General features: G+C 64.3%; 25 protein-coding genes. 5 read left to right on the forward strand and 20 right to left on the reverse strand.

What is annotated here, in order from left to right; all coding sequences use genetic code 11:
- The first annotated feature begins 329 nt into the window (after nt 1-329).
- The 3 genes from V6766_RS14640 to V6766_RS14650 all read left to right on the forward strand — a co-directional run bounded on the left by V6766_RS14640 (nt 330) and on the right by V6766_RS14650 (nt 2,817).
- Nucleotides 330-1,631, forward strand: a complete 1,302-nt coding sequence (locus V6766_RS14640; RefSeq protein ID WP_448467620.1) for an NAD(P)/FAD-dependent oxidoreductase — start codon at nt 330-332, stop codon at nt 1,629-1,631.
- Nucleotides 1,632-1,643: 12 nt separating this feature from the next.
- Complete coding sequence (locus tag V6766_RS14645; RefSeq protein WP_448467622.1) at nt 1,644-2,009, forward strand: DUF5368 domain-containing protein; 366 nt, start codon at nt 1,644-1,646, stop codon at nt 2,007-2,009.
- A 61-nt stretch (nt 2,010-2,070) separates the two neighbouring features.
- The gene (locus V6766_RS14650) at nt 2,071-2,817 is read left to right on the forward strand and encodes a Crp/Fnr family transcriptional regulator (RefSeq protein WP_448467624.1); all 747 of its coding nucleotides are present in this window, start codon (nt 2,071-2,073) and stop codon (nt 2,815-2,817) included.
- A gap of 41 nt (nt 2,818-2,858) precedes the next feature.
- Here V6766_RS14650 and V6766_RS14655 read toward each other — a convergent pair whose 3' ends face one another.
- The 15 genes from V6766_RS14655 to V6766_RS14725 form a co-directional block, all read right to left on the reverse strand.
- On the reverse strand, nt 2,859-3,269 hold the full coding sequence (locus tag V6766_RS14655; protein ID WP_448467626.1) for a CBS domain-containing protein: 411 nt from the start codon (nt 3,267-3,269) through the stop codon (nt 2,859-2,861).
- Nucleotides 3,270-3,415: 146 nt separating this feature from the next.
- Nucleotides 3,416-4,333, reverse strand: coding sequence for a F0F1 ATP synthase subunit gamma (locus tag V6766_RS14660; protein ID WP_448467628.1), 918 nt, complete (start codon nt 4,331-4,333; stop codon nt 3,416-3,418).
- Nucleotides 4,317-5,846: a F0F1 ATP synthase subunit alpha gene (locus V6766_RS14665; protein ID WP_448467630.1), complete on the reverse strand. Its 1,530-nt coding sequence runs from the start codon at nt 5,844-5,846 to the stop codon at nt 4,317-4,319. Before V6766_RS14665 ends, V6766_RS14660 begins: the two co-directional genes overlap by 17 nt.
- On the reverse strand, nt 5,836-6,594 hold the full coding sequence (locus V6766_RS14670; protein WP_448467632.1) for a F0F1 ATP synthase subunit B family protein: 759 nt from the start codon (nt 6,592-6,594) through the stop codon (nt 5,836-5,838). Before V6766_RS14670 ends, V6766_RS14665 begins: the two co-directional genes overlap by 11 nt.
- A 4-nt stretch (nt 6,595-6,598) precedes the next feature.
- Nucleotides 6,599-6,889 carry a F0F1 ATP synthase subunit C gene (locus V6766_RS14675; RefSeq protein WP_448467634.1) on the reverse strand — a complete coding sequence of 97 codons (291 nt, stop codon included), beginning with the start codon at nt 6,887-6,889 and terminating at the stop codon, nt 6,599-6,601.
- Nucleotides 6,882-7,583 carry a F0F1 ATP synthase subunit A gene (locus V6766_RS14680; RefSeq protein WP_448467636.1) on the reverse strand — a complete coding sequence of 234 codons (702 nt, stop codon included), beginning with the start codon at nt 7,581-7,583 and terminating at the stop codon, nt 6,882-6,884. Before V6766_RS14680 ends, V6766_RS14675 begins: the two co-directional genes overlap by 8 nt.
- A complete protein-coding gene (locus tag V6766_RS14685; RefSeq protein ID WP_448467638.1) occupies nt 7,574-7,876 on the reverse strand; it encodes an N-ATPase subunit AtpR in 303 nt (100 codons plus the stop codon). The genes V6766_RS14680 and V6766_RS14685 overlap by 10 nt, the downstream gene beginning before the upstream one ends.
- On the reverse strand, nt 7,863-8,159 hold the full coding sequence (locus V6766_RS14690) for an AtpZ/AtpI family protein (protein WP_018063328.1): 297 nt from the start codon (nt 8,157-8,159) through the stop codon (nt 7,863-7,865). Before V6766_RS14690 ends, V6766_RS14685 begins: the two co-directional genes overlap by 14 nt.
- Nucleotides 8,156-8,566 carry an ATPase gene (locus V6766_RS14695; protein WP_448467641.1) on the reverse strand — a complete coding sequence of 137 codons (411 nt, stop codon included), beginning with the start codon at nt 8,564-8,566 and terminating at the stop codon, nt 8,156-8,158. Before V6766_RS14695 ends, V6766_RS14690 begins: the two co-directional genes overlap by 4 nt.
- Nucleotides 8,563-9,969 carry a F0F1 ATP synthase subunit beta gene (gene atpD / locus V6766_RS14700; protein ID WP_448467643.1) on the reverse strand — a complete coding sequence of 469 codons (1,407 nt, stop codon included), beginning with the start codon at nt 9,967-9,969 and terminating at the stop codon, nt 8,563-8,565. The genes V6766_RS14695 and atpD overlap by 4 nt, the downstream gene beginning before the upstream one ends.
- 28 nt (nt 9,970-9,997) lie before the next feature.
- Entirely contained in the window at nt 9,998-10,765 is a 768-nt protein-coding gene (locus tag V6766_RS14705) for an SDR family NAD(P)-dependent oxidoreductase (protein WP_448467645.1), read from the reverse strand.
- A 14-nt stretch (nt 10,766-10,779) separates the two neighbouring features.
- Complete coding sequence (gene arcC, locus V6766_RS14710) at nt 10,780-11,694, reverse strand: carbamate kinase (RefSeq protein WP_448467647.1); 915 nt, start codon at nt 11,692-11,694, stop codon at nt 10,780-10,782.
- A gap of 2 nt (nt 11,695-11,696) precedes the next feature.
- Nucleotides 11,697-12,698, reverse strand: coding sequence for an ornithine carbamoyltransferase (gene argF / locus V6766_RS14715; RefSeq protein ID WP_448467649.1), 1,002 nt, complete (start codon nt 12,696-12,698; stop codon nt 11,697-11,699).
- 13 nt (nt 12,699-12,711) lie between these two features.
- Complete coding sequence (locus tag V6766_RS14720) at nt 12,712-13,941, reverse strand: arginine deiminase (RefSeq protein WP_448467651.1); 1,230 nt, start codon at nt 13,939-13,941, stop codon at nt 12,712-12,714.
- 14 nt (nt 13,942-13,955) lie between these two features.
- On the reverse strand, nt 13,956-15,404 hold the full coding sequence (locus tag V6766_RS14725; protein ID WP_448467653.1) for a YfcC family protein: 1,449 nt from the start codon (nt 15,402-15,404) through the stop codon (nt 13,956-13,958).
- 303 nt (nt 15,405-15,707) lie between these two features.
- Here V6766_RS14725 and V6766_RS14730 point away from each other — a divergent pair, with 303 nt between their 5' ends.
- Nucleotides 15,708-16,268 (forward strand): type 1 glutamine amidotransferase domain-containing protein, encoded by a 561-nt coding sequence (locus tag V6766_RS14730; RefSeq protein WP_448467655.1) that lies wholly within the window; start codon nt 15,708-15,710, stop codon nt 16,266-16,268.
- Nucleotides 16,269-16,354: 86 nt separating this feature from the next.
- On the opposite strand, the gene rfbA is transcribed toward V6766_RS14730, so the two are convergent.
- The 4 genes from rfbA to rfbC are packed head-to-tail and all read right to left on the reverse strand — an operon-like array spanning nt 16,355 to nt 19,697.
- Nucleotides 16,355-17,245: a glucose-1-phosphate thymidylyltransferase RfbA gene (rfbA, locus tag V6766_RS14735; protein WP_448467657.1), complete on the reverse strand. Its 891-nt coding sequence runs from the start codon at nt 17,243-17,245 to the stop codon at nt 16,355-16,357.
- Nucleotides 17,242-18,090, reverse strand: coding sequence for a dTDP-4-dehydrorhamnose reductase (gene rfbD, locus V6766_RS14740; RefSeq protein WP_448467659.1), 849 nt, complete (start codon nt 18,088-18,090; stop codon nt 17,242-17,244). Before rfbD ends, rfbA begins: the two co-directional genes overlap by 4 nt.
- A complete protein-coding gene (gene rfbB / locus V6766_RS14745) occupies nt 18,087-19,130 on the reverse strand; it encodes a dTDP-glucose 4,6-dehydratase (RefSeq protein ID WP_448467661.1) in 1,044 nt (347 codons plus the stop codon). Before rfbB ends, rfbD begins: the two co-directional genes overlap by 4 nt.
- 9 nt (nt 19,131-19,139) lie before the next feature.
- Nucleotides 19,140-19,697 carry a dTDP-4-dehydrorhamnose 3,5-epimerase gene (rfbC, locus tag V6766_RS14750; RefSeq protein ID WP_448467663.1) on the reverse strand — a complete coding sequence of 186 codons (558 nt, stop codon included), beginning with the start codon at nt 19,695-19,697 and terminating at the stop codon, nt 19,140-19,142.
- Between the two features lie 238 nt (nt 19,698-19,935).
- Here rfbC and V6766_RS14755 point away from each other — a divergent pair, with 238 nt between their 5' ends.
- Nucleotides 19,936-21,708, forward strand: a complete 1,773-nt coding sequence (locus tag V6766_RS14755) for a DUF4422 domain-containing protein (protein WP_448467665.1) — start codon at nt 19,936-19,938, stop codon at nt 21,706-21,708.
- Nucleotides 21,709-21,769: 61 nt separating this feature from the next.
- On the opposite strand, the gene V6766_RS14760 is transcribed toward V6766_RS14755, so the two are convergent.
- Nucleotides 21,770-23,875 (reverse strand): transglycosylase domain-containing protein, encoded by a 2,106-nt coding sequence (locus V6766_RS14760; protein WP_448467667.1) that lies wholly within the window; start codon nt 23,873-23,875, stop codon nt 21,770-21,772.
- Nucleotides 23,876-24,200 lie beyond the last annotated feature (325 nt).

Genomic DNA, 24,200 nt, shown 5'->3' on the forward strand with positions numbered 1-24,200 from the left:
GCGTCCAGATGAATGTCGATAGATAAGGTTCATGCAACCTCCAACGTAACGACGCAAGCTTCCGGTGATCCCGCCGCTATGGGGAAAGACTCGATGCGACCCATCGTTCCTTGATCACGGTCAATTTTGGTCCGCTGACTTCAATGTAGATTGGATACCGAAGATGGTCTGTTTCGCACCATGCGGCAGAACCGGACAGCAGGCCACCCTTGCGCATATGCGAGGGTCGTTCGCCCGCTAGGTTCGGGTTCCATGGGGCGAACGATCGCATCAAGGGCCTGGACCGCCGTTCCGGCCACGGTGGTTATCTGATGAGGAGGAGAGATCGGATGAAACGCAGAGAATTCCTCGGTCTGGCGGCCCTCGGCGGCGCTGCGGCCGCGCTGCCCATGACCGAGGCAAAGCCAGCCCGGGCGCAGGTGTCGACCTCGGCCAGCATCGTTATCGTCGGGGCCGGGGCCGCCGGGACGGCGCTCGCCAACCGGCTGAGCGAACGGCTCGATGGCGCGCGGATCACGATCATCGATCCGCGCACCACGCATCTCTATCAGCCCGGCCTCTCGCTTGTGGCCACCGGGCTGAAGCCGGCCTCTTACGTCACTTCGGACGAAAGCCGCTGGCTGCCCGATGGAATAGACTGGATCAGGGAAAAGGTCGCCGCCGTGGATGCCGAGACCAGGACGGTCTCGACGGAAAGCGGACGGACCATCGACTATGACTGGCTGGTGCTCGCCCCCGGTCTGGTTCTGGATTACGGCGCGATCGAAGGCTTTTCCGTAGACATGATCGGCCAGAACGGCATCGGCGGGCTTTATGGCGGACCGGAACAGGCTGCACGCACCTGGCAGGCGGCGCAGAAGTTCACCGAGGACGGCGGCATCGGAATATTCACTCGCCCCGCGACCGAAATGAAATGCGCCGGCGCGCCGCTCAAGCACACCTTTCTGATCGACGATATCGCCCGCCGGGCGGGCAATACCGGCAAGATGAACATGATCTACACCGCGCCGCAATCCTCCCTCTTCGGCGTGCCGATCGTGGCCGAGAAAGTGCGGATGCTTTTCGAGGACCGCGGTATCAACACGATTCTGCAGCGCACGCTGACGGCGGTGGACGCCGGCGCGAAGCGAGCCACCTTCGCCACCGGCGACGGCAAGGAGGAGATCGACTACGACTATATCCACGTCATCCCGCCGCAGCGCGCGCCGGACTTCATTCGCCAGTCGGGTCTGTCCTGGTCCGACAAATGGACCGATCAGGGTTGGGTCGAAGTCGACATGCACACTCTGCGCCATCTGCGCTACTCCGAAATCTTTGCGCTTGGCGACGTGGCGGGCGTGCCGAAAGGAAAGACCGCGGCAAGCGTGAAATGGCAGGTCCCGGTGGTCGAGGATCACCTCGTCGCCGCCATCGATGGCCGCGAGGGCACCGCGAGCTATAACGGCTATACCTCGTGCCCGCTGATTACCCGGATCGGCCGGGCAATGCTGGTCGAGTTCGACTACCGCAACAACCTGGTTCCCTCCTTTCCGGGCATCATCGCCCCGCTGGAGGAACTCTGGATAAGCTGGCTGATGAAAGAGGTTGCGCTGAAGGCGACTTACAATGCAATGTTGCGCGGCCAGGCCTGAGGAGGACCGGACATGAAAGACATGACACTTTCGACACTGATCGCCGTTCTCGAGGAAATTTTCGGCCGGAGCGTGTTCTGGGCCATGGTTGCCGCTGCGGCGATCGTGACGCTGGCCTATTTCTACGTTCTCGTTCGCGATCGTTCGGTCAGCTGGAAAAAATTCCTGCTGGCGCAGCTTTCCATGCCGGTTGGCGCGGTGGCCGCGGTCTGGTTTCTCATGGTCATGACCCATTCGCGCCTGTCCGACATGGGCGGGCCGATAGACGTTATCGTCCTCTTGGGCGTGGCCGCGGCTGGCGCCATCGGCATGGCGATCCTCGTCTACACCGTCGAGGCGCTTATCGGCTCCGACCGGACCACGGACGAGGGCAAGTAAACACAGTCAGGATCACGCGGGAAAAGCCGCCCGCAGTCATCAGCGATGGAGGGAGTTCACCATGCAGATCAGCGTAACCTTGCAGACGTCGCATGCCACCCCCTGCTCGGCGGTCGATGCCTATGCGGCGCTGCGCCCGAAACAGGCCGTCAGGCGGGCCGTCAAGGGTCGCACCGTCGTGCAAGAGTCCGACTACGCCGCCCATTCGATGTTGCTGCTGAACGGCTGGGCGGCCCTTTCCAAGACATTGCCCGAAGGCGGCGTGCAGATCATCGACGTGATGCTGCCCGGCGATTTTTCGTTGATCGGCGCGGCGGTCGCCCCCGTCGCCGCCTTCACCGTTGAGGCGCTGACCGATATCACCTACGTCACGATACCGCTGGAACACGTCAACGGCCCGGCGCCGGAACACGCGGAACTGCGCGGGCTCCTCACGGCGATGCTGGTGACGGCGCAAGCGCGCATGTCCGAACTGTTGTTGCGCATGGGCCGAAGCAGCGCCGCGTGCCGCCTCGCCTATACGCTGCTGGAGCTTTATGTCCGGCTGGAGCATATCGGCCTGACCCGGAACGGGCGCTTCGTCCTGCCCATGAACCAGCACAAGCTCGGAGAGTTCGCCGGTCTCAGCAACGTGCATGTGTGCCGCACCATGCGCCGGTTTGCCCGCAGCGGGCTGATCACCCATCTCGATGATCATGAGATTGCCCTCAACGATCCGGAAACGCTAAGCGAACTTGCGGGGATCGACCTTGCGCGGTTCCGCGAGGAAATCCTGCTGCGCCGGCCGCAACAGGGACAGGGATCCTGAGCAAAGGCGGATGCCGGTCTTCCGGACACGACACAACGGCTTCAGCGCGTTTCGACCACCTCGCCGAGCGTTTGCCCCGCAAGCTCTTCATCGGCGTCATTGGCGATATCGCCAAGCGACATGATGCCGGCGACGGCGCCCGCCTCGTCTACGACGACCAACCGGCGAATCTGCAGGTCTCCCATGCGGTTCGCCGCTTCGCGGACCGTCTGACCCGGGCGACAGGTGGCGACGCCGCGCGTCATGATCGCGGCGACCGCGACATCGCACACAGCATTGGGAAGATAACGCGTCACGATATCCCGGTCGGTGACGATGCCGACGACCTGCTCCGCCTCGCAGACCACGACGGCGCCGATATCGCACTCCTTCATCAACGCCGCCACGGCGTGAACAGATGCCGCGGGTCCGACAGTGGTCACCGGGCAACGCATGATGGATTTGACGAACATCTCCGATCTCCACACCGGGTAACTGACAGGTAATTTCCAACGTGCCTCCAATGCTGTTTTTCAGTATAGCATCGCCTTTCGCCGCGGGCTTTGCCTGCGGTTAACGCAACCATCCCGAAAAACACATCAAAGCGGGCTTCCCGCCCCTAAATTCGCTGTTCAGGTTCGTCTTCGTCATGCCGTTTCTTTCGATGCGTCTTCAACGCCTCGAAACCGATGATGACATCGAGCAGTTCGGTGGTGATCTCGCTCTGTCGCAACTGGCGCATCTCGCCCACCAGTTCCTCGCGCCGGTCATCGATCGCGCGTTCGGCCTGCTGCATGCGCGCCAGACGCGCGGCGTTTTCGGTCACCAGCGCCTCGGCCGCGGCGAGAAAGAGTTCGGTGAAAAGGAAGCTGCGGACAAGGGCTGCAAGAAGACGTCCGGGCGGCAGGGAGAAGGTCGGCAGGCTGCGCGATGTCCAGGGGCGCGCGGCCAACGCCCCCGTCATGGCCGGGTCGAGCGGCAGCAGCCTGCGCGTCACCGGCGCCTGCCGGCCATGCTCGGCGCGCTGCATGAACACCAGCGACACGGTCATGCCGGCACCGCCCCTGGCGCCCTGAATATCGTCGATGAGGGTGATCAGTCTTCCGGCAAGCCGGCCCAGCCCGTCGACATTCGCCGGCGGCAGAAGCGCGGTATCGGCGGCGATCCCCTGCCCCGCCAGCGCATCCTCCAACTGCGCGCCAATGCAAATCACCCGCGTCGGGGCCTCATCGCCCGAGCCGCGCAGAACCTCTTCTGCCAGCAGTTCGTTGTAATTGCCGCAAAGCCCGTGATCGGAGCCGAAAGCGATCGTGACCCGCTCCGCGGCGTTTTCGAAAACCTCGGGCAAGGGTCCCTCGACGGTGATGAACGCGTGCAGGCCGTCCAGAACCGTGGCGCGATAGGCCTCGATGGCGTGCGCGGCCTGTTCGTAGGGCGCGGCATTGATCGCCGACATCGTCTTCATCGTGCGCACGATGCCGCGAATGCTGTCCATGGTTTCGGCGCGGCGGGTGAGAAGCTCAAGCGTCTGCGTCATCGCCTTTTCCCATCGCTTCGACGGCTTGGCGCGCCCTGGCCGTGACGCCCACGCGAATCACGTCCGTCAGGGCCTCGTCGGCTGTGAGGCTTGCCGCAAGTCCGGCATCGTCCTCGCGCACGGCGCGGCGGATCGCGGCCATCGCCCGCATGGCCCGCACCTCATCCATTCCGTCCAGCAATCCCTCCATCGCGGCGATGAGGATGGCGAGTTGCTCGGCCGCCGGCATCGGATCGCGCTCGGGCTGGCGCAGCGCCGCGCGCACCGCCGCCCCGCGCGCCAGACGCGCGCGCGTATCCTCGTCCAGCCGCGTGCCGAAGCGGGCGAACTCCTCGAGCTCCTCGAATTGCGACAGCGTGACGCGCAGATTGCCCGCGACCGCGCGAAAGGCCCGAGCCTGCGCCTTGCCGCCGACGCGACTGACCGACACGCCGAGATCGACCGCCGGAAACTGGTTGCGCCGCACCAGCCGCGGCGAGAGATAGATCTGCCCGTCGGTGATCGAGATCAGATTGGTCGGAATATAGGCGGAGAGATTTTCCGCCTGCGTCTCGACCACCGGCAGGGCGGTGATCGACCCGCGCCCCTCGCCGAACTGGCCGGCGCGCTCCAGAAGCCGGGCATGGATGAAGAAGATGTCGCCGGGAAAAGCCTCACGTCCCGGCGGACGGCGCAGCAAAAGCGACAGTTCGCGATAGGCCCGGGCATGGTGCGTCAGGTCGTCCAGCACCAGAAGCACGTCTTGTCCCCTGGCCGCAAACGCTTCGGCCATCGCCATGGCTGCATAGGGCGCGACATAGACGAGGCCGGGCGCATCCTCGTCGCCCGCCGCCATGATGACGGTGCGCTCCATCATGCCGCCCTCGCGGATCGCGCCGATGACCTTGGCGACCGCATCGCCCCTTTGCCCGATCGCGCAATAGATGCAATGCACTCCGGTCGTGCGCTGGTTGAGAATCGCATCCACCGCGATAGAGGTCTTGCCGGTCTGCCGGTCGCCGATGATCAGTTCCCGCTGGCCCATGCCGACGGGCACCGCCGCGTCCACCGCCTTCAGTCCGGTAGCGAGCGGCCGCGACACCGCCCGCCGCTCGAGAATCCCCGTCGCCGGCCATTCAATGGGGCGGTGATGGTTCGTCTCGACCGCCCCCTGTCCGTCCCGCGGCCGGCCGGTCGGATCCACGACCCGCCCCAGAAGCGGTGCGCCGACCGGCACGCTTACCACCTGGCGGGTGCGTCGCACGGTCTCTCCCGGCGTCAGGCGTTCCGTGGGGCCGAGCAGAACGACGCCCAGCCGGCCCGGCTCCAGATCAAACACGATGCCCTTTACGCCGGAGGCGAATTCCAGCACTTCATCGGCCAGCGCCGAGCCAAGACCGGTGACGATGGCGACGCCGTCGGCGACTTCCTCCAGACGCCCCATCTCGCTGACGCGCGGTGGCGGCGCCGGTGCCTCCAGGAGTTTGCGCAGCAACGCGCCCGCGCCGGTTTCGCCAGCACCTTCATCCGTCATCGTGCGCGCTCCCGGCCGGCAGGTCGTCCATGGCCTGATCCAGCATCGCCTCGAGGTCTTCGAGATAATCGTCGATCGTCCAGTCCACCTCGGCGCTGCCCAGTTTCAGGCCGAGCCCCGGCGATCGCGTCTGATCGGTCTCGAAACTGAGCTGCGCGCTTGGCGCAAGCGTCTTCAGCGCATCGCGCAGGCCGTTGCGCACATCCTCGGGCAGCGGATTGCGGGTCACCGCCACCGCGTGTTGGGGCTCGCCATGCAGTCTGTCGGCCACCTCGGGCAGGCGCGCCACGGCGCGGGCCACGATACGGCTCTCCAGCGTCTCGTCGGCCAGGTCCGTCAGCGCCTTGCGGGTCAGCGACAACAGCGCCTCGGCGCCGGTTTTCTGCAGCTCGGCCCGGTAGGCGCGCGCATCCTCGGCGCGTTGCGCGGCCCGCTCCGCCTGTTCGTGGTCGATTTTCCGGCGGGCCTCGGCCAGCATTTCGCGGCGCTCCTTCTCAGCCTCCTGCCGGGCTGCTTCCAGCGTTTCGGCGCGGCTGGCCTGCAACGCCTCGATCCGCGCCTCATACTCGGCCTTCTGCTTCTCAGCCGCCGCCTCGACCCGCGCGGCTTCGCCCATGCGCGTGGAGATTTCCCGCTCGCGCGCGTCGATGCCATCGAGAATGGGCCGGTACAGGAAGCGCTTCAGCAGCCAGACCAGGACCAGGAAATTGCCGATCTGCGCGCCGACCGTGATCCAGTCGATCGACATGGCGTCAGCTCCCGGCCCCTTGCGCCGCCGCCTCCAGCGCCGCGTTCCAGAACGGGTTGGCAAACAGCAGGATCATGGCGACGACGAAACAATAGATGGCCGTCGATTCGATCATCGCGAGGCTGACGAACAGCGTGCGCGACAGGGTCGAGGCGGCATCGGGTTGCTGCGCGATGGCGCTGAGCGCGGTCGAGGCGGCGCGCCCTTCGCCAAGGGCCGGACCGAGCGCACCGAACGACACCGTCAGCCCGGCGGTCAGGATCGAGATGAAAGCGATGATGGAAAGGTCAGTCATGGGGCATGTCCTTTTTGTCGTCGGCGGCATCGGAAACGGCGGTGGCCGAGGAAATGTAGACGGTCGCCAGAACGGCGAAGATGTAGGCCTGGATAACGCCCGTCAGCAGGCCCAGCATGTCCATGACCACCGGAAAGAAGAACGGCGCGATGGACAAGAGGATGGCAGCGATGACGGCGCCGCTCATGATGTTGCCGTAAAGGCGGATGGCGAGCGAAACGCCGCGCGATGCCTCGCTGACGATGTTGAACGGCAGCATGATGATCGAGGGCTCGGCGTAGGTCTTCAGGTAACCGCCCAGCCCCCGGGTGCCGATGCCGAAGACCGGCACCGCCACCAGCACGGAGAGCGCCAGCGCCACCGTGGTCGAAAGCGACGCCGTCGGCGTATCGAAACCGGGCACGACCATGAGAAGGTTCGCGGTCACGATGAACAGGAACAGCGTGCCGACGAAATAGAGGACGCGCGGATCGCGCCGCTGGGTCACCTCGGCGATCTGGCCGACAATCAAGCTGACGATGACTTCGAGCGCGGTGCGCCAGCGGCTCGGCGGAACATCCGGGCGCAGCCGGCGCGTGACCAGGGCCGACACCCCGACAAGCAGCGCCATGATGATCCACGTATTGACGATCGTGGCGTTGATGGCGATGCCGAGAATGGTGAAGACGATCGTGTCGTCGGGCGTCAGTTGCATCTCTGAGCCTCGCGCGCCTGGCCCGATCGAACCACGGCCACAATAATCGTCCGCGTGAGGAGAAAGCCGAGAGCGAAGGCCGCGATCGCCTGGAGACCCAGCCCCGCGACCCACCAGCCAAGCCCGAGCAGTGCCGCCATGCGCAGCGCGGCACTGAGAAACAGCACCAGTGCCGGGCTCTGCCGGCGCAACGCAAACCGGATGCCGAGCGCCAGGCCGCCGAGAAACAGGGCAGCCGCCACGGCGCCGGCCAGAAAGCCCGGCGCAACCAGTGTCCAGTCAAGAGCGATCATCGTCATTTCCTTCCTTCAAGACCCAGCCCCAGGCGATGAACACGCCAATGACAACGCCGCCGAGCAGCAGTGCCAGCGTCCACGAAAACCCCTGCGGCGCGACGCGATCCAGCCAGAGGCCCAGAAGCGCGCCGCCCACCGTCGGCACGGCAACCGACCAGCCGATCATGCCGAAGGTGCCAAAGCCCCTGAGCGGGCTCGGGCCGGGCTTGTCGCGCGCGTTCTTCATCCGGCCGGCGCGGCGGCCGATCTCGCTGGCGGCGCGGTCGTCCTCGTCGTTCATGGCTGCATCTTCCTCAGGCTGGCGAAGCGGCGCACCATCTCCGCCTCAAGCCGCGACAGGGCGGTGCGCGCCACGCGCTCCTCGTCCTCGATTTCGGCGAAGCTGCGGACCACGCGCGCGCGCAGGCTCTCCAGATCGTCGCTCTCGATCCCGCGGCGCACCGCAACATCGACGGCATGCCCCTTCTTGACCAGAAGCCCTTCATCGATGCCGAAGAACCGTTCCCGCCCGTCCGGCTCGCTCAGCAGGAGGACCGAGGGCACCAGGGCCGTGACGAAATCCACATGGTTGGGTAGAATGCCGAAGCCGCCATCCTCCGCCTCCGCCCTCAGCCGCGTGGCAGCGCCTTCGAACAGCACGGCGGAGGGCAGGCGCAGATGAACCTGCATTTGCGCAGCCGTGCTCATGCCGCCGCCTCCCCGAGCTCTTTCAGGCTGCCGATCATGTAATAATCGCTTTCCGGGCGGTCAAAGCTCGTTTGCGAAAGGATCGCCTCGCAGCCATCCAGCGTCTCGTCGATGGAAACGAGCCTGCCCGTGGTGCCAGCGGACGCGCCGACGGTGAAGAAGGGCTGGGTGAGGAAGCGCTCCAGCCGCCGGGCCCGAGCGACGACGGCGCGGTCATGCGCCGACAGCTCCTCAATGCCGAGCATGGCGATGATGTCGCGCAGATCCTCGTATTCCGCGAGCGTCCGGCGCACCGCGCGCGCGACATCGTAATGGCGCTGCCCCACCACGTTGGGCGTCAGCATGACCGAGGTCGAGGCCAGCGGATCGACAGCCGGATAAAGCCCCTCGCTCGCGCGCTTGCGCGACAGCACCACCGAGGCGGAAAGATGCGAAAAGATGTGGGCGGCGGCCGGATCGGTGAAATCGTCGGCCGGGACATAGACCGCCTGGATCGAGGTGATCGCGCCCTTGCGGGTGGAGGAGATGCGTTCCTCCAGCTCAGCCAGTTCGGTCGCCAGCGTCGGCTGATAGCCCACGCGGCTCGGCATCCGGCCCAAAAGCCCGGAAAGTTCCGAGCCCGCCTGCACGAAGCGGAAGATATTGTCGATCAGCACCAGCACATCCTGCCCGCGCGTATCGCGGAAATATTCGGCCATCGTCAGTGCGGATTTGCCGACGAGATAGCGCACGCCCGGAGCCTCGTTCATCTGGCCGAACAGCATCACCATCTTGTCGCGCACGCCGGCCGCGCCCATCTCGCGCCACAGCTCCTCCGCCTCGCGCGAGCGTTCGCCGATGCCGCAGAACAGGCTGACGCCGTGATGGTGCTCGACCGTGTTGTGGATGAGCTCGCTCAGAAGAACCGTCTTGCCGACGCCCGCCCCGCCGAAAAGCCCGGTCTTGCCGCCGCGTTCGATGGGGGAAAGCAGGTCGATCGCCTTGATGCCGGTTTCCAGCACCTCGGCCCGCAACACCCTGTCTGCCAGATGCGGCGGCGCGGCGTGTATCGAACGGCGGTCCTCGGCCTCCGGCGCGGGCCGCCCGTCGAGCGGCCGACCGAACATGTCGAGCATCCGCCCCAGCACCGCCTCGCCCACCGGAACGGCAATGCCGCCGCCCGTGTCGGCAACCTCGGCGCCGAGCGCCAGACCGCCAACGACGCCGAGCGCAATGCAGCGCACGGTGCGCTCGCCGACCATGGAGGCAACCTCCATCGGAATATCGCCGGCCATCAAAAGGCTGTTGATGGCGGGAACCCGGTCCGCGAACGCCACATCGACGATCCCGCCCCGGATCGCCACGACGGTCCCGCGGGCTTCTCCGGCATCCAGGACACCTTCATCCGGCTTTACATCCTGCATAGGTGATCTCCCGGGCGGCGTTCGGTCATCACGTCGCGGCCATGCCTCCGTCCACCGGATATTGCGCGCCGGTGATGAAGGCGGATTCGTCGGAAGCAAGGAACAGCACGAGATTGGCGATATCCGCGCTTTCGCCATACCGGCCCAAAGGAATGGTGGAGGCAAGCTGGTTCTTGACCTCATCGCCGTGGCCGGGGCTGAACCCGTCTTCGAGCGAGCGCATCATGCGCGTGTTGACCGGCGAAGGATGGACGGAATTGACCCGCACATTGGCCACCGCCGCCTCGACCGCGGCCGCGCGCGTCAGGCCGACCACCGCATGTTTCGAGGTGATGTAGGGGGCGACATTGGGGCTGCCCTTCAGCCCGGCAATCGACGACATGTTGATGATACTGCCCGATTTCTGCTTCATCATCACCGGCAGAACATGTTGCAGGCCCAGGAAGGGGCCGCGCACATTGACGGCGATCACCCGATCGAAATCCTCGATCTTCTGCTCGGCCAGCGGGGCGACCTTGCCCTCGATGCCGGCATTGTTGAAAAAGATGTCGATGCGGCCGAACCGCTCCACGGTTTCACGGACGTAGCGCGCGGTGTCTTCCGGCGAGGACACGTCGGCCGCTACTGTCAGAACATCGGACGAGCCAAGACTTTCGGCCGCCTTCTTCAGGTCTTCCGCGCGCAGGTCGACCAGCGCCACGCGCGCGCCTTCCTTCAGGAAGAGCCGCGCGGTTTCAAGCCCGATCCCGGCGCCGCCGCCGGTAATGAGCGCGATCTTGTCCTTCAAGCGAGGCATGGTCTTTCCTTTCCTTATCTTCCATCTCTGACAATGCGGGTGCCGGCGCGTTTCTCCAGAATGGCGGTGGCCTGGTCGAGCCGGCCAATCCCGGCCAGTCCGCCATGGCTTGCGAACTCCGCTGCGGCCCTGATCTTCGGCCCCATCGACCCAGCCGGCAGGTCGAGTTCACGGGCCTCCTCGGGCGCAAGTTCCGCGATCGCCGCCTCGTCCGGCGTACCGAAACCGCGATAGACCGCGTCCACGTCGGTCAAAAGCAGCAGGGCGTCGGCCCCGAGTTGTTGCGCCAGAAGGGCGCTGGCGGCGTCCTTGTCGATCACCGCCTCGATGCCGGTCATGCTGCCATCGGGCAGGCGCAGCACGGGAATGCCGCCGCCGCCGGTGCAGATCACGATCACGCCCTGATCCAGCAGAAGCCGCAGCACCCGGATATCCGGGATTTCCCGCGGCGCTGGCGAGGGCACGACCCGCCGCCACTTGTCGCCATCCTGCGCAATGGCCCAGCCCGCCGCCTTGGCGCGCGCCTCGGCCTCGTCGCGCTCATAGACCGGCCCAATGAATTTTGTCGGCTTGCCGAAAGCCGGGTCGCGCCCGTCCACGATGACCTGCGTCAGCAGCGTGGCGACCGGCTTTGCATGGTCGAGCGCGTTTTCCAGCTCCTGCTCGATCATGTAGCCGATCATGCCGCCGGTCTCGGCCCCGAGCACATCCAGCGGATAGGCTTCGTCCGGCTTGTAGGCAGCACCTTGCAGCGCCAGAAGCCCCACCTGCGGCCCGTTGCCGTGGGTGACGACCAGAAGGTGGCCTGCCTTGACGATGCCGGCCAGCGCATGCGCCGCATCGCGGACATTGGCGCGCTGGTTCTCCGCGGTCAGCGGCTCGCCCCGTTTCAGGAGCGCATTGCCGCCCAGTGCCGCCACGACAAGCATGATCAGCCTCCCAGCGTGGCGACCAGAACCGCCTTGATGGTGTGCATCCGGTTTTCCGCCTGATCGAACACAATCGAGGCAGGGCTTTCGAACACCTCTTCCGTCACCTCCATCGCATCGAGGCCGAACTGCTCCTGTATTTCCTTGCCGACGCTGGTATCGGTATTGTGGAAGGCGGGCAGGCAGTGCATGAATTTCGTGCGCGGATTGCCGGTCTTTTCCATGACCTCTTTCGTGACCTGATAGGGCTTGAGAAGGTCGATACGTTCGGCCCATTTCTCCTTGGCTTCGCCCATGGAGACCCAGACATCGGTGTAGAGGAAATCCGCTCCCTTGACGGCTTCGTCGACATTCTCCGTCAGCATGATCCGCGCGCCGGTTTCGGCCGCGATCTCTTCGGCCTCCTTGCGGATCTCCGCCATCGGCCACAGGCTTTCCGGCGCGCAAAGCCGCACGTCCATGCCCATCTTGGCCCCGCCGATCAGCAGGCTGTCGCCCATATTGTTGCCCGCATCCCCGAGGAAGCAGTAGGCTATCTCGCGCAGAGGCTTGTCGCTGTGTTCCTGCATGGTCAGGAAATCGGCGAGGATCTGCGTCGGGTGGAACTCGTCCGTCAGCCCGTTATAGACCGGCACGCCCGACCATTCGGCCAGCGTCTGAACCACCGCCTGCCCGAAGCCACGATACTCGATCGCATCGTAGACGCGGCCGAGCACCCTTGCGGTGTCCTTGACGGTTTCCTTGTGGCCCATGTGGTTGCCCGAGGGGCCGAGATAGGTGACCGTCGCGCCCTGGTCATGAGCCGCCACCTCGAAGCCGACGCGGGTGCGGGTGCTGTCCTTCTCGAAGATCAGCGCGATTTCCTTGCCCCTGAGCGTCGGCACCTCGGTGCCAGCATATTTCGCGGTCTTCAGATCGGCCGCGAGCTTCAGAAGGAAGGCGATCTCCTGCGGCGTGAAATCGCGCAGGGTCAGGAAATTGCGGTTCTTCAGATTGTAAGCCATGGCTGTATTCTCCTCAGGCCGGATCGCGCATTGTCGGGCAGGACATGCAGCGGCTGCCGCCGCGCCCGCGCCCGAGTTCCGCGCCGGGCAGTTCGATCACCTCGATGCCTTCGGCGCGCAGCGCCGCGTTGGTGTCGTCGTTGCGGTCATAACCCATCACCACGCCGGGCCTGAGCGCCAGCACATTGTTGCCGTCGTTCCACTGCTCGCGCGACTGCTCGAACGGATCGCTGCCGCCGGTGGGAATGACCTTCAGCCGCTTGAAGCCCATGGCATCGGCCACGACCTCGAACAGCGGGCGGGTGTCGTGGTGCATGTCGATCGGCTTGCCGCCCTCGCCGGGGTGCAGATCGTAGCAGGTCATTTCCTCCGCAACTTCCTTGAAGCTGGTCACGACATCGCCGCCGCAGAAGGTGAAGACCGTGTCGAGATGCATGGCGGACCGTTCCTTCGGCATCTGGCAGGCGATCACCCGCTCGGCGCGGCCCTGGCTGAACAGCGCCTCGGCCAGAAGCCCCACGGCCTGCGGCGAAGTGCGCTCGCCCATGCCGACCAGCACCAGGCCGTTGCCGACCGGCATCTGGTCGCCGCCTTCAAGCGTGGCAAGCCCGTGATCTGCCAGCGGATCGCCCCAGATGACCTCGACCTTGCCCGCGAATTTCGGGTGGTACCGGTAGATCGCCGCCGTCAGCAGGGTTTCCGGGCGGCGGGCCTGCCAGTACATCGGGTTCAGCGTGACGCCGCCATAGATCCAGGCCGAATTGTCGCGGGTGAACAGGAAATTCGGCAGGGGCGGCAGAATGAAGCCGTGATAGCCGAGATAGCTGCCGAACATGCCATCGGCGGCAAACGGCAGGTCCGCGACCGTCAGCCCGCCGATCAGATATTCGGAAAGCGCGGCGCCGGGCAGCGTGTCCATCCAGTCGCGCAGCGCCCGCTGCATGCCGATGCCAACATGCTGGGCCGAAATGCGGTGATCGAGAACCCACTTGCGGGCTTCCGGGTTTTCCAGAACCTCGGCCAGCATCGCGCCGGTTTCCAGCACCTCGACGCCCTCATTGCGCATCGCCTCGCCAAAGGCGTCGTGATCCTTCTGCGCCTGCTTGACCCAGAACACGTCGTCGAAAAGCAGTTGCTCGCAATTGTCGGGCGTGAGCCGCCGGTGCGCGAGGCCAGGCCGGCAGATGATGACCTGCCGCAACCGGCCGCTTTCGGAATGAACCCCTAATTCATGCGTGGTCATGAGCGACCTCTCTTTCAAAACAATGCGCCGATGCTCAGTACGACCGAGATGAAGATCAGCAAAATCAGCATCAGCGGCCAGATGAAGACGATCCAGCGGTCATAGGACACCCGCCCGATGGCGAGCCCGCCGATGACCACCGCGAAGGTCGGGTTGATCAGGTTCACCAGCCCGTTGGCGGACTGATAGGCCGTGACCACAAGGTCGCGGCCGACGCCGGCGAAGTCGGAAAGCGGCGCCAGAATGGGCATCGACAGCACGGCGAGGCCCGACGAGGACGGCACGAAGAAGCTCATGCCGAGCTCGATCCAGAACATCAGGTTGATGAAGGCGAGATCCCCGAGCCCGCCGAGCGACTGTTCCGCGCCGTGCAGGATCGTGTCGGCGATCAGCCCCTGTTCCATGATCACGACGATGCCGCGCGCCAGCCCGACCACGAGCGCCACGCCCAGAAGGTCGCGCGCGCCGTCGACGAAATTGCCGGTCAGTTGCTTCTCGCCCTGCCGCGCCACCAGCCCGATGACGATGGCCGAGCCGAAGAACAGCGCGCTCATATTCGCCATCCACCAGCCCTGGCTGGAGACGCCCCAGATCATCACCGCGAAGGTGGCGGCGAAAATCACCAGAACGAGTTTCTGAATGGCGGTCAGCTTTGCATCGGCCGCTTCGCCGGTCCTGTCCTGAAGAAAGATCTTCTTATGCGCCTCGGCCTGTTTGGCGACGACCGAGCGCGATGGATCGGTGCGGACCCGATGGGCATAGCGCATGACATAGGCCGCGCAGATCGCCAGACCGCCGAGCAGCAGCACCAGACGCAGGATCAAGCCATCGGTGAAGGGAATGCTCGCAGCGTTGGAGGCGATCACGGTGGCGAAGGGATTGATCGTCGACCCGAGCACGCCGATGCCCGCGCCGATCAGGATGATCGCGACCCCCGTCACGACGTCATAGCCCGCCGCGATCATGACCGGAATCAGGATCGCATAGAAGGCCAGGGTCTCCTCCGCCATGCCATAGGTGGTGCCCCCGGCGGCAAACAGGCCCATCATGATCGGGATGATCCATATCTGGTGCCCCTTCATGGCCGACATCGCCGCCCTGATGCCGCTGTCGATCGCACCGGTGGCATTCACCACGCCCAGGAAGCCGCCCAGGAACAGCACGAAGAGCGCCACGTCGATGGCATTGGCCACATAGCTGTCGGGATCGTAGAACCCGGCAACGGGCGCCAGCATCACGTCGACGAAGCCCTGCGGGTTCGGATCGACCTCGTGATAGGTGCCGGCGACGGCGATTTCGCGCCCGACCTCCTCATTCATCACCCGGTCATACTGGCCGGCCGGAATGATCCAGGTCAGCGCGGCCACCAGCACGATCAGAAGAAACAGGATCGTGTAGGCCGTTGGAAAACGGGATGTAAGCTCTGGCGCCGGTTCGCCCGGCGGCGTGGTCTGATCGGTCATGTGCGGTCCTCCGGCTGACAAGAGAGCACCCCCGGCTTGCGCCCTGAAGCGTCCTTTCGAAATGGACCTGAGCCGATTTCCCGCGTCATCGCATTGACCGAGGTTAACGCGCCGCCAACAAGCCGCTCTCGGCATCCTGGCTGATGGCAGAGCCCCGGCATCGCGCCGTTCCGTTTTGCCGGGTCGATCCATTGCGTGGTGCATCGAATTTTGGAACGCCCGCGCCCTTGAGGCGTTTACCGGGCAGATGGCGGAGCCCGGAAGGGTCGCCGCCCTGAACGCGAAACAACACAGGAGGCCACCATGCCTGGCATCACGCAATCCAAGATTCTTATTCTTGCCACCAACGGCTATGAGCGCTCCGAGCTGCGCGTGCCGCTCGACGCGCTGAAGCAGAAGGGTGCGTCCGTGACGATCGCCTCCCTTGAGAAAGGCCCGGTCAAGAGCTGGGACGAGAAGGATTGGGGCGACAGCGTCGATGCCGATCTGACGGTCGATGACGTCAAAGTCGAAGACTATGACGCGATCGTGCTGCCCGGCGGGCAGATCAACCCGGATGTGCTACGCACCAGTGAAAAGGCCGTCGCCATCGTCAAGGAATTCGTCAGCTCCGGCCGGATTGTCGCTGCCATCTGCCACGGCCCCTGGATGCTGGTCGAGGCCGATGTGCTGAAGGGTCGCGAGGCAACCTCCTATCCCTCGATCCGCACCGACATGAAGAATGCCGGCGCCAACTGGGTTGACCGCGAGGTGGTGACCGACAACGGCATCATCACATCGCGCAACCCCGACGACCTGCCGGCCTTCGTCGACAAGATCGTCGAGGAGGTCGAAGAAGGCCGTCATCCGCGCAAAGCCGCCTGAGGCAAGGCATGCCATATATGCTCATCTGCCAGAAAGATGGCCTCAGCGACCCGGGCACAGCCCGGGTCTTTGCGTTTGTCGCGCGATCAGCCGAGCTGATGCTCCGCTGTCAGCAATTCGAAAAGATATCGTCCATAGTCGGTCTTGCGGAAGGTTTCGGCGTGCTGGCGCAGCATTTCCGCATCGATCCAGCCATTGCGGTAGGCGATCTCTTCCGGACAGCCGGACTGCATGCCCTGACGCACCGAAAGCGTGCGCACGAAATTGCCGGCATCGAGCAGGCTCGAATGCGTGCCGGTGTCGAGCCAGGCATAGCCGCGCCCCATCCGTTCCACCGCCAGCTTGCCCTCGTGCAGATAGCTCTCCAGCAGCGTTACGATCTCGAGTTCGCCGCGCGGCGATGGCTTGACGGCGCGGGCGCGTTCCGGGGCCTCGCCATCGAGGAAATATAGCCCCGTAACGGCATAATGCGAGGGCGGCACTTCCGGCTTTTCGATGATCTGGCTCGCCTTGCCATCCCTGTCGAAGGCGACCACCCCGTAGCGCTCGGGATCGGCGACGTGATAGCCGAACACCGTGCCGCCCGAAGTCTTGGCATCGGCCGCGGCCAGGAGCTCCGGAAGGCCATGGCCGAAGAAGATATTGTCGCCGAGCGTCATCGCCGATGGCGCGCCATCGAGGAAATCTTCCGCCAGGATATAGGCCTGCGCCAGTCCATCCGGCGAGGGCTGGGTGATGAAGGTGAGGCTCAGGCCCCACTGACTGCCATCGCCCAGAAGCCGCTTGAACTGATCCTGATCGTCCGGCGTTGTGATGATCGCGATCTCGCGGATACCCGTGAGCATCAGCACCGACAGCGGATAATAGATCATCGGCTTGTCGTAGATCGGCATCAGTTGCTTCGAAATAGCCATCGTCAGCGGATAAAGCCGCGTGCCCGACCCGCCGGCCAGGATAATGCCCTTGCGTGGCTTCATGATATTGCCCCCAGTTCAGTCAGAACGTGCGCGAGATCCGCCCGCCAGTCCGGCCGCGCAAGCCCAAAGGCCGACAGCGTCGAACAATCGAGCCGCGAATTCAGCGGTCGCGCGGCGGGCGTCGGATAATCCGAGGTCGGAATATCGGTCACCGTGACCGCCTTTCCCGCCATTTCGAAGATGGCGCGGGCGAAATCGGCCCAGCTCGTATCCGGCGCGCCGGAGAAATGATAGATACCGGATTTTGCCGGGTCCCTGATCAGTTGCTCCGCCATCACCTTGCAGGCAAGCGCAATCGCGCGCGCCGAGGTCGGCCCGCCGATCTGGTCGGCGACGATGGTCAGGCTGTCGCGGCTTTCGGCAAGCCGCAGCATGGTCTTGACGAAATTGCCGCCATGGGCGGAAAACACCCAGCTTGTGCGCAGGATCGCGAACGGGCCGCCGGCGCGCGCCACAAGCTGTTCGCCGGCAAGCTTGGTGCGGCCATAGGCGCCGAGCGGCGCCGTCGCATCGTCCGGCGAAAACGGCTTGTCGCCCGCGCCGGCAAACACGTAATCGGTCGAGATGTGGACAAAGGGGATGCCAAGCTCGGCTGCCGCGCGCGCCATGGCGCCGGGCGCCGTGGCATTGACGTTCAGCGCCGTCTCCTCGTCGCTTTCGGCCTTGTCCACGGCGGTATAGGCGGCGGCGTTGATGACGGCAGCAGGCCTATGCTCGGTAATTGCCGCGGCACAGGCGGCGGGATTGACGAGATCGGCCTGCTCTCGCGACAGGAACACCGCATCCGGCAGGATTCGCCTCAGCTCGGTCGCGACCTGACCTGACTGTCCGAAAACCAGGATCATGCCTTCACCCCGAGCCGTTCGCCGACACCCTTGCGGCTTTGCAGCGCCCGCCACCATGCCTCATTGTCGAGATACCACTGGACCGTCTTCGCCAGCCCCTCCTCAACGCTGACGGAGGGACGCCAGCCGAGCTCCGCGCCGATGCGCGCCGGATCGATCGCATAGCGCAGATCATGGCCCGGCCGGTCGGCGACGAAGGTGATGAGGTCGGCATAGCTGCCGCTTTCGCGCGGCCGCTTCTCGTCGAGAATGGCGCAGATCGTGCGCACCAGCTCCAGATTGGTGCGCTCGTTCTCGCCGCCGACATTGTAGCTGCGGCCAACCTTGCCCTTGGTGATCACGGTCAAAAGCGCGTCGGCATGATCTTCGACATAGAGCCAGTCGCGAATGTTCTCGCCCTTGCCATAAACCGGGATCGCCTTGCCTGCGAGCGCATTGAGAATCACCACCGGGATCAGCTTCTCGGGGAAGTGATAGGGCCCGTAATTGTTGGAGCAATTGGTCACCAGCACCGGCAGGCCATAGGTTTCGTGCCAGGCGCGCACCAGATGGTCCGACGCCGCCTTGGAAGAGGAATAGGGCGAACGCGGATCATAGGGTGTTTCTTCGGTAAACATACCCTCCGGCCCAAGCGATCCGAACACCTCGTCGGTCGAGATGTGGTGGAAGCGGAACCCTTCAGGCCGGCCGCGGGCAACCCAATAGGCGCGCGCCGCCTCCAGCATGTTGTAGGTGCCGTTGATATTGGTCTCGATGAAATCGCCCGGCCCGTCGATCGACCGGTCGACATGGCTTTCGGCCGCAAGATGCATCACCGCGTCAGGCTGGTGTTTCGCGAAGACCCGGTCGAGGGCCGCGCGATCGCGGATATCGGCCTGCTCGAAGGCGTAAAGCGGGCTGTCGGCCACGCTTGCGACATTGTCGAGACAGGCGGCATAGGTGAGCGCATCAAGGTTGACGACGTGAAAGCCGCGCGCGACCGCGAGCCGCACCACGGCTGAACCGATAAAGCCTGCCCCGCCGGTGACGAGAAGTTTCATGAGCGGACCTCAGAATGTGAAGGGATTGTCGAAATCCGCAAAGGACGGCGCATCGCGATCCTTTGCCGAAACGGTGAAGTCGATATCCTTGAGCGGCCAGTCGATGCCGATCTCGGGATCGTCGAAGCGCACGCTGCCGTCGCATTCCGGCGCATAATAATCCGAGCATTTGTAAATGATCTCGGTATCGGGCTCGAGCGTCATGAAGCCATGCAGAAACCCTTCCGGGATCAGCAGCTGCTTGCCATTGTGGAAGGAAAGCTCCACCCCGAACCATTTGCCAAAGGTCGGAGAGCCCTTGCGCGCATCCACCGCCACATCAAAGAGCCGCCCCCGCCCGCACCGCACCAGCTTCGCCTGCGCATGCGGCGGCGCCTGAAAATGCAGCCCCCGCACCGTGCCCACCGTCTTGGAAAGCGAATGATTGTCCTGCACGAAATCGACATCGACGCCGTGGCCGGCCAGCGCCTTTCGGTTCCAGCTCTCGGAAAAGAACCCGCGCTCGTCGCCGAACCGGCGGGGGGTGATGAGCAGAAGCCCTGGAATTTCGAGTTTCTGAATGTCCATGGCCGGCCCCCGGTCTAGCGTAAAAATCCCGTGCTCCCGATTACACGAGGTGGCGAGGTGGAACAAGTTGGCTTCGCAAATTGCTATATGAGGTTTGCATGTCAGACTCGCAGTGTGGATTATGTGTGGACTTACGCGGTCCGCCCCGCTGAGCCGTCGCCTTTGAGTTCCCTGGCCATAGGCAGACGCATGTGAAATCCTGTAAGGGAATATCGGTGAACATCAGGAATGCGTTGCCTTGAAAAACATCTTCATCTCCGTCGTCTATTTCAAAGCGGCGCCGCTGATCAAAACCGGTTATCTCAATCCGATCCAGGCCGGCAGGGCGCTGGGGCGGCATGCGTTTCCCGACGCGATCGGGGATGATACCGGCGTCAATATCTCGGAGAAGAACGTCAGCTGGAATGAGCTGACGGCGCTTTACTGGATGCGGCACAATGTCGATGCCGAAGTCTACGGCCTGATGCATTACCGCCGCCTGCTGGTGTTTGCCGAAAAGCCGCCGAAGCGCCTTGCTTTCTCGGAGGTCACCGAACGCGAGATCGAGCGCTACGGCTGGAAAGACGATCTCATCGAGAAGGCCTGTGAGGGCGCCGATATCCTGACGCCGCAAATGCGCGATATCTATCTGCCGGGCCTGCCCGAGGTGCCGATGTCGGCCGGCGAGTTCTATGCCCATCAGCATCACGCCAAGGACATGGAGATCGTCGAGGAGATCGTCAAAACCCGTTTCCCGGCGATCTATCCGTTTCTGGTGCAGGTGCTGGCGGGACGCCGGGTGTTCTTCAACAGCATCACCGTGATGCGCAAACCGCTGTTTCAGGAATATTGCGATTTCCTGTTCGAAACGCTGGAGGCGGCCGAACAGCGGATCGATACCGGCGGCTACGACCCCTACCAGAAGAGAATCTGGGGCTTCCTGTCGGAATATCTGACGAATGCCTATGTGCACTATGCCAAGGCGGTTCACGATGCCAGAGTGCGGGAACTGCCGCTGACCTGGGGGATGCGGCCCCGCCCGCCCGTGGCGCCGGAAGAGGTGCTTGAAACGGCGCGGCGCAAGCGCAACGCCATCGTGGCCCGCACGCCGGCCGAGGGGGACGACATCAATGTCGTGCTCTCCGTCGATGACCGCTACGCTCCCCACGCCGCCGTTACCATGCTTTCCGCCCTGAAGACGACCGAAACGTCCGGGCGGTTGCGTTTCTTCATCCTGAATGGCGGCAATATTTCCGAGGCGAACCGGTCCAGGCTCACCGAAACGGTCACGGCGGCCGGCGGCCGGCTGGAATTCGTCGATATCGATGACCGCGACCTGCGGTTTCTGCCGCTCAACCGCGACTATGTCTCGATCGCCACCTATTACCGGCTGGTGATGCACCGCTACCTGCCGGAGGAGGTGGACAAGGCCATCTATATCGACGCCGACACGATCGTCGTCGAACCGCTCGAAAACCTCTGGGATATCGATCTCGAAGGCCATCCCGTCGCCGGAGCGCCGGATGACGCCGGTTTCCATCAGGCGCGGCGGCTGCAGCTTTCGGCCGTCCACCGCTATTTCAATGCCGGCGTCATGGTGTTCGACATCGCCCGGTTCCGGGAGATGGATATCGCGGAAGACGTGCTTTCGGCCTTTCGCAAAAAGGGCCCCTATATCGTTTCGCAGGACCAGGACCTGCTGAACATCCTGTTCGAAAACGACACTAAAATCCTGCCGCTCGCCTGGAATGCCGGCACGCGCATCTATCGCGCCAATCCGCTGGAGCCATCCTATAGCGAGGAGGAGGCCTATGAGGCGGCGCGTTCGCCTTCGATCGTGCATTTCACCGACGTCAAAAAGCCCTGGCACACCAAATGCACCCACCCCTTCACCGAACTTTATTGGGACTATCGCAACCTGACACCCTGGGCGGAGACTTCGCGCCAGACCCGCAAGCGGCGGCTGATCCAGAAGGCCCGCCGGCTGCTCAGGGCGCGTGACCGGCGGTTCGAGCGCAACATGACGTCGTAGCGCATTATCCGCCAAGCTCCCTGCACGGCGCAGTCCGTCACGGAACGACGGGGAGGCCAGTTCAGCCGCCGCCGAGAATATCCATCAGCGTGCGGCGCTTGCGTTGCGGCTCTGCGCTTGCGCCACCCACATCAGCCGGCGGGGTTGCCGTCGTACCCCCGTCATTGAGGCTGCCGAGAAGTTCCACCAGCGTCTTTGGGTCATTGTCATTTGCCGGCGGCGCAGCCCTCGGCTCGATCAGCCTGCCGCCGCCATAGAGCGGCTGCGGCTTCAGGCCGTGGTGCGCCTTTGCCATGTAATCCTGCCAGATCTGCGCCGGCAGCTTGCCGCCGGTGACATGGCGCATCGGGGAATTGTCGTCATTGCCGACCCAAACGCCGGTGGTCAGATTGGCGGTGAAGCCGACGAACAGCGCATCGCGGGAGGATTGCGTGGTGCCGGTCTTGCCGGCCACCTGCCAGCCGGGGATCTGCGCCGCCTTGCCGGTGCCCTCGGTCACGACCCGCATCATCATGCCGTTCATGTTCGCCGCGGTCTGCGGCGACAGCACCCGCTCAGGCGCCGGCGGCACGGCCCGGTAAAGCGCCTTTCCGCCCGCGGTCTTCACGCTTTCGATCAGATAGGGCGTCGCCTTGAAGCCGCCATTCATGAATGCGGTATAGGCCCCTGTCAGCTCCAGCAGCGAGACCTCCGAGGTGCCAAGCGCCAGCGAGGCATTGGCGGTGATATCCGAGGTGATGCCGAGCCTGTGGGCGACGTCGACCACATAGCCGGGGCTTGCCTCCATCACCAACTGGGCGGCGATGGTGTTGACGGAATGCGCCAGCGCATTGGTCAGCGTCATCGGTCCGGAATAGGTCTTCTCGTAGTTCTCCGGCGTCCAGTCATCGATGGTGATCGGCGCATCGTTTCTGACCGAGCCCGGCCGGTCGCCGATCTCAAGGGCGGCAGCATAGACGAACGGCTTGAACGCCGAACCCGGCTGGCGCTTGGCGGTGACGGCGCGGTTGAACTGGCTCTTGGAATAATCGCGCCCGCCGACCAGCGCACGGATTGCGCCGGTGGCATCGACGGAAACCAGCGCCCCCTGCTCCACGCGGTCCTTCTCGCCGTTCGCATCGAGCGCGCTTTTCAGGCTTTCGCCGGCGGCGCGCTCGAGACCGGGGTCGATGGTGGTGGTGACGACGATATCGGTCGTGACCTCGCCGATCATCGGCTCGAGACGCTGCATCACCATGTCGGCGACGTAGTTTTCCGGCCCGGTCCAGTAGCTCGGCGCGCGCGTCGGCTCGCGCGACATCGCGGTCGCCATATCGCTTTCGTCGATCATGTTCTGGTCGTGCATGGCGGCGAGAACCACCTGGGCGCGCTCTTCCGCCGCCTCAGGATCGCGGGCGGGCGAAAGCCGCGACGGCGCTTTCAAGAGGCCCGCCAGAAGCGCCGCTTCGCCAAGCGTCACGTCGCGGGCGGATTTGTCGAAATAGCGCTGCGAGGCCGCCTCCACGCCATAGGCGCCGGACCCGAAATAGACCCGGTTCAGATACATCGCCAGGATCTGGTCCTTGGTGTATTCATGCTCCAGCCAAAGCGCCATCAGCGCTTCCTGCACCTTGCGCTCCAGCGTCTGGGCGTGGGAGAGCAGCACATTCTTGGCCAATTGCTGGGTCAGCGTCGAGCCGCCCTGAACCAGGCCGCCATGCTGGAGATTGGTGATCATGGCGCGGGCGATGCCAATCGGGTCGACGCCGAAATGGGAGTAGAAGCGCCGGTCCTCGATGGCGACAACGGCCATCGGGATGAAGGGCGACATCTCGTCGAGCGACAGCGCCTCGCCGCCGGTTGCGCCGCGATTGGCGATCAGCGAGCCGTCGGTGGCGACGATCTTGACGTTGGGCGCGCGGTCCGGCACCGCCCATTCATCGACGGGCGGCAGTTTGGAGCCGTAATAGATGACGATGCCGACAACGGCGATCGCGCCCCAGACGGCGGCAACCATGCCCCAGTAGAACACGAAGCGGATTGCGCGCATCAGCCAGCTGCCGGAAGCGGCGCGCGCCTTCTTTTTCGACTTCTTCTTTCTCTTTTTGGCAGGCTTCGCCGGCGCCCCGCCGCCAAGGCCGAAGAGCGAGGGTTCGGTTCTTTCGCGCTTGTTCTTCTTGCTTGCCATTACGGAGCCATCGGCGCCTTTCGTTTCCGTCTCCGGTCTATCCCGGTCACTTTAAGGTGGTATTAAGGCGCGGGTGGTTCGGCAGACGCATTGCGGCAAAAGATATGAATGAAGGTTAACGCAGGCTGAACGGGGCTGGGTTTCACGGGAGAGGTTCCGTCATCCGTGACGCCTTCAGCTTTGTGCCGGTTTGCTTTGATGCTGCTCGACCACGCAAGAGCCGGTTTTGTGCAAGGCTCATGCAGAAAACAATCTCCCCCCTTGAGGGGCAGGGCTATCGCATATGAGCGATCATTGAGATGAGGAAGGCATCGTCCCATCCGGC

The organism is Martelella sp. AMO21009, from assembly GCF_053484295.1.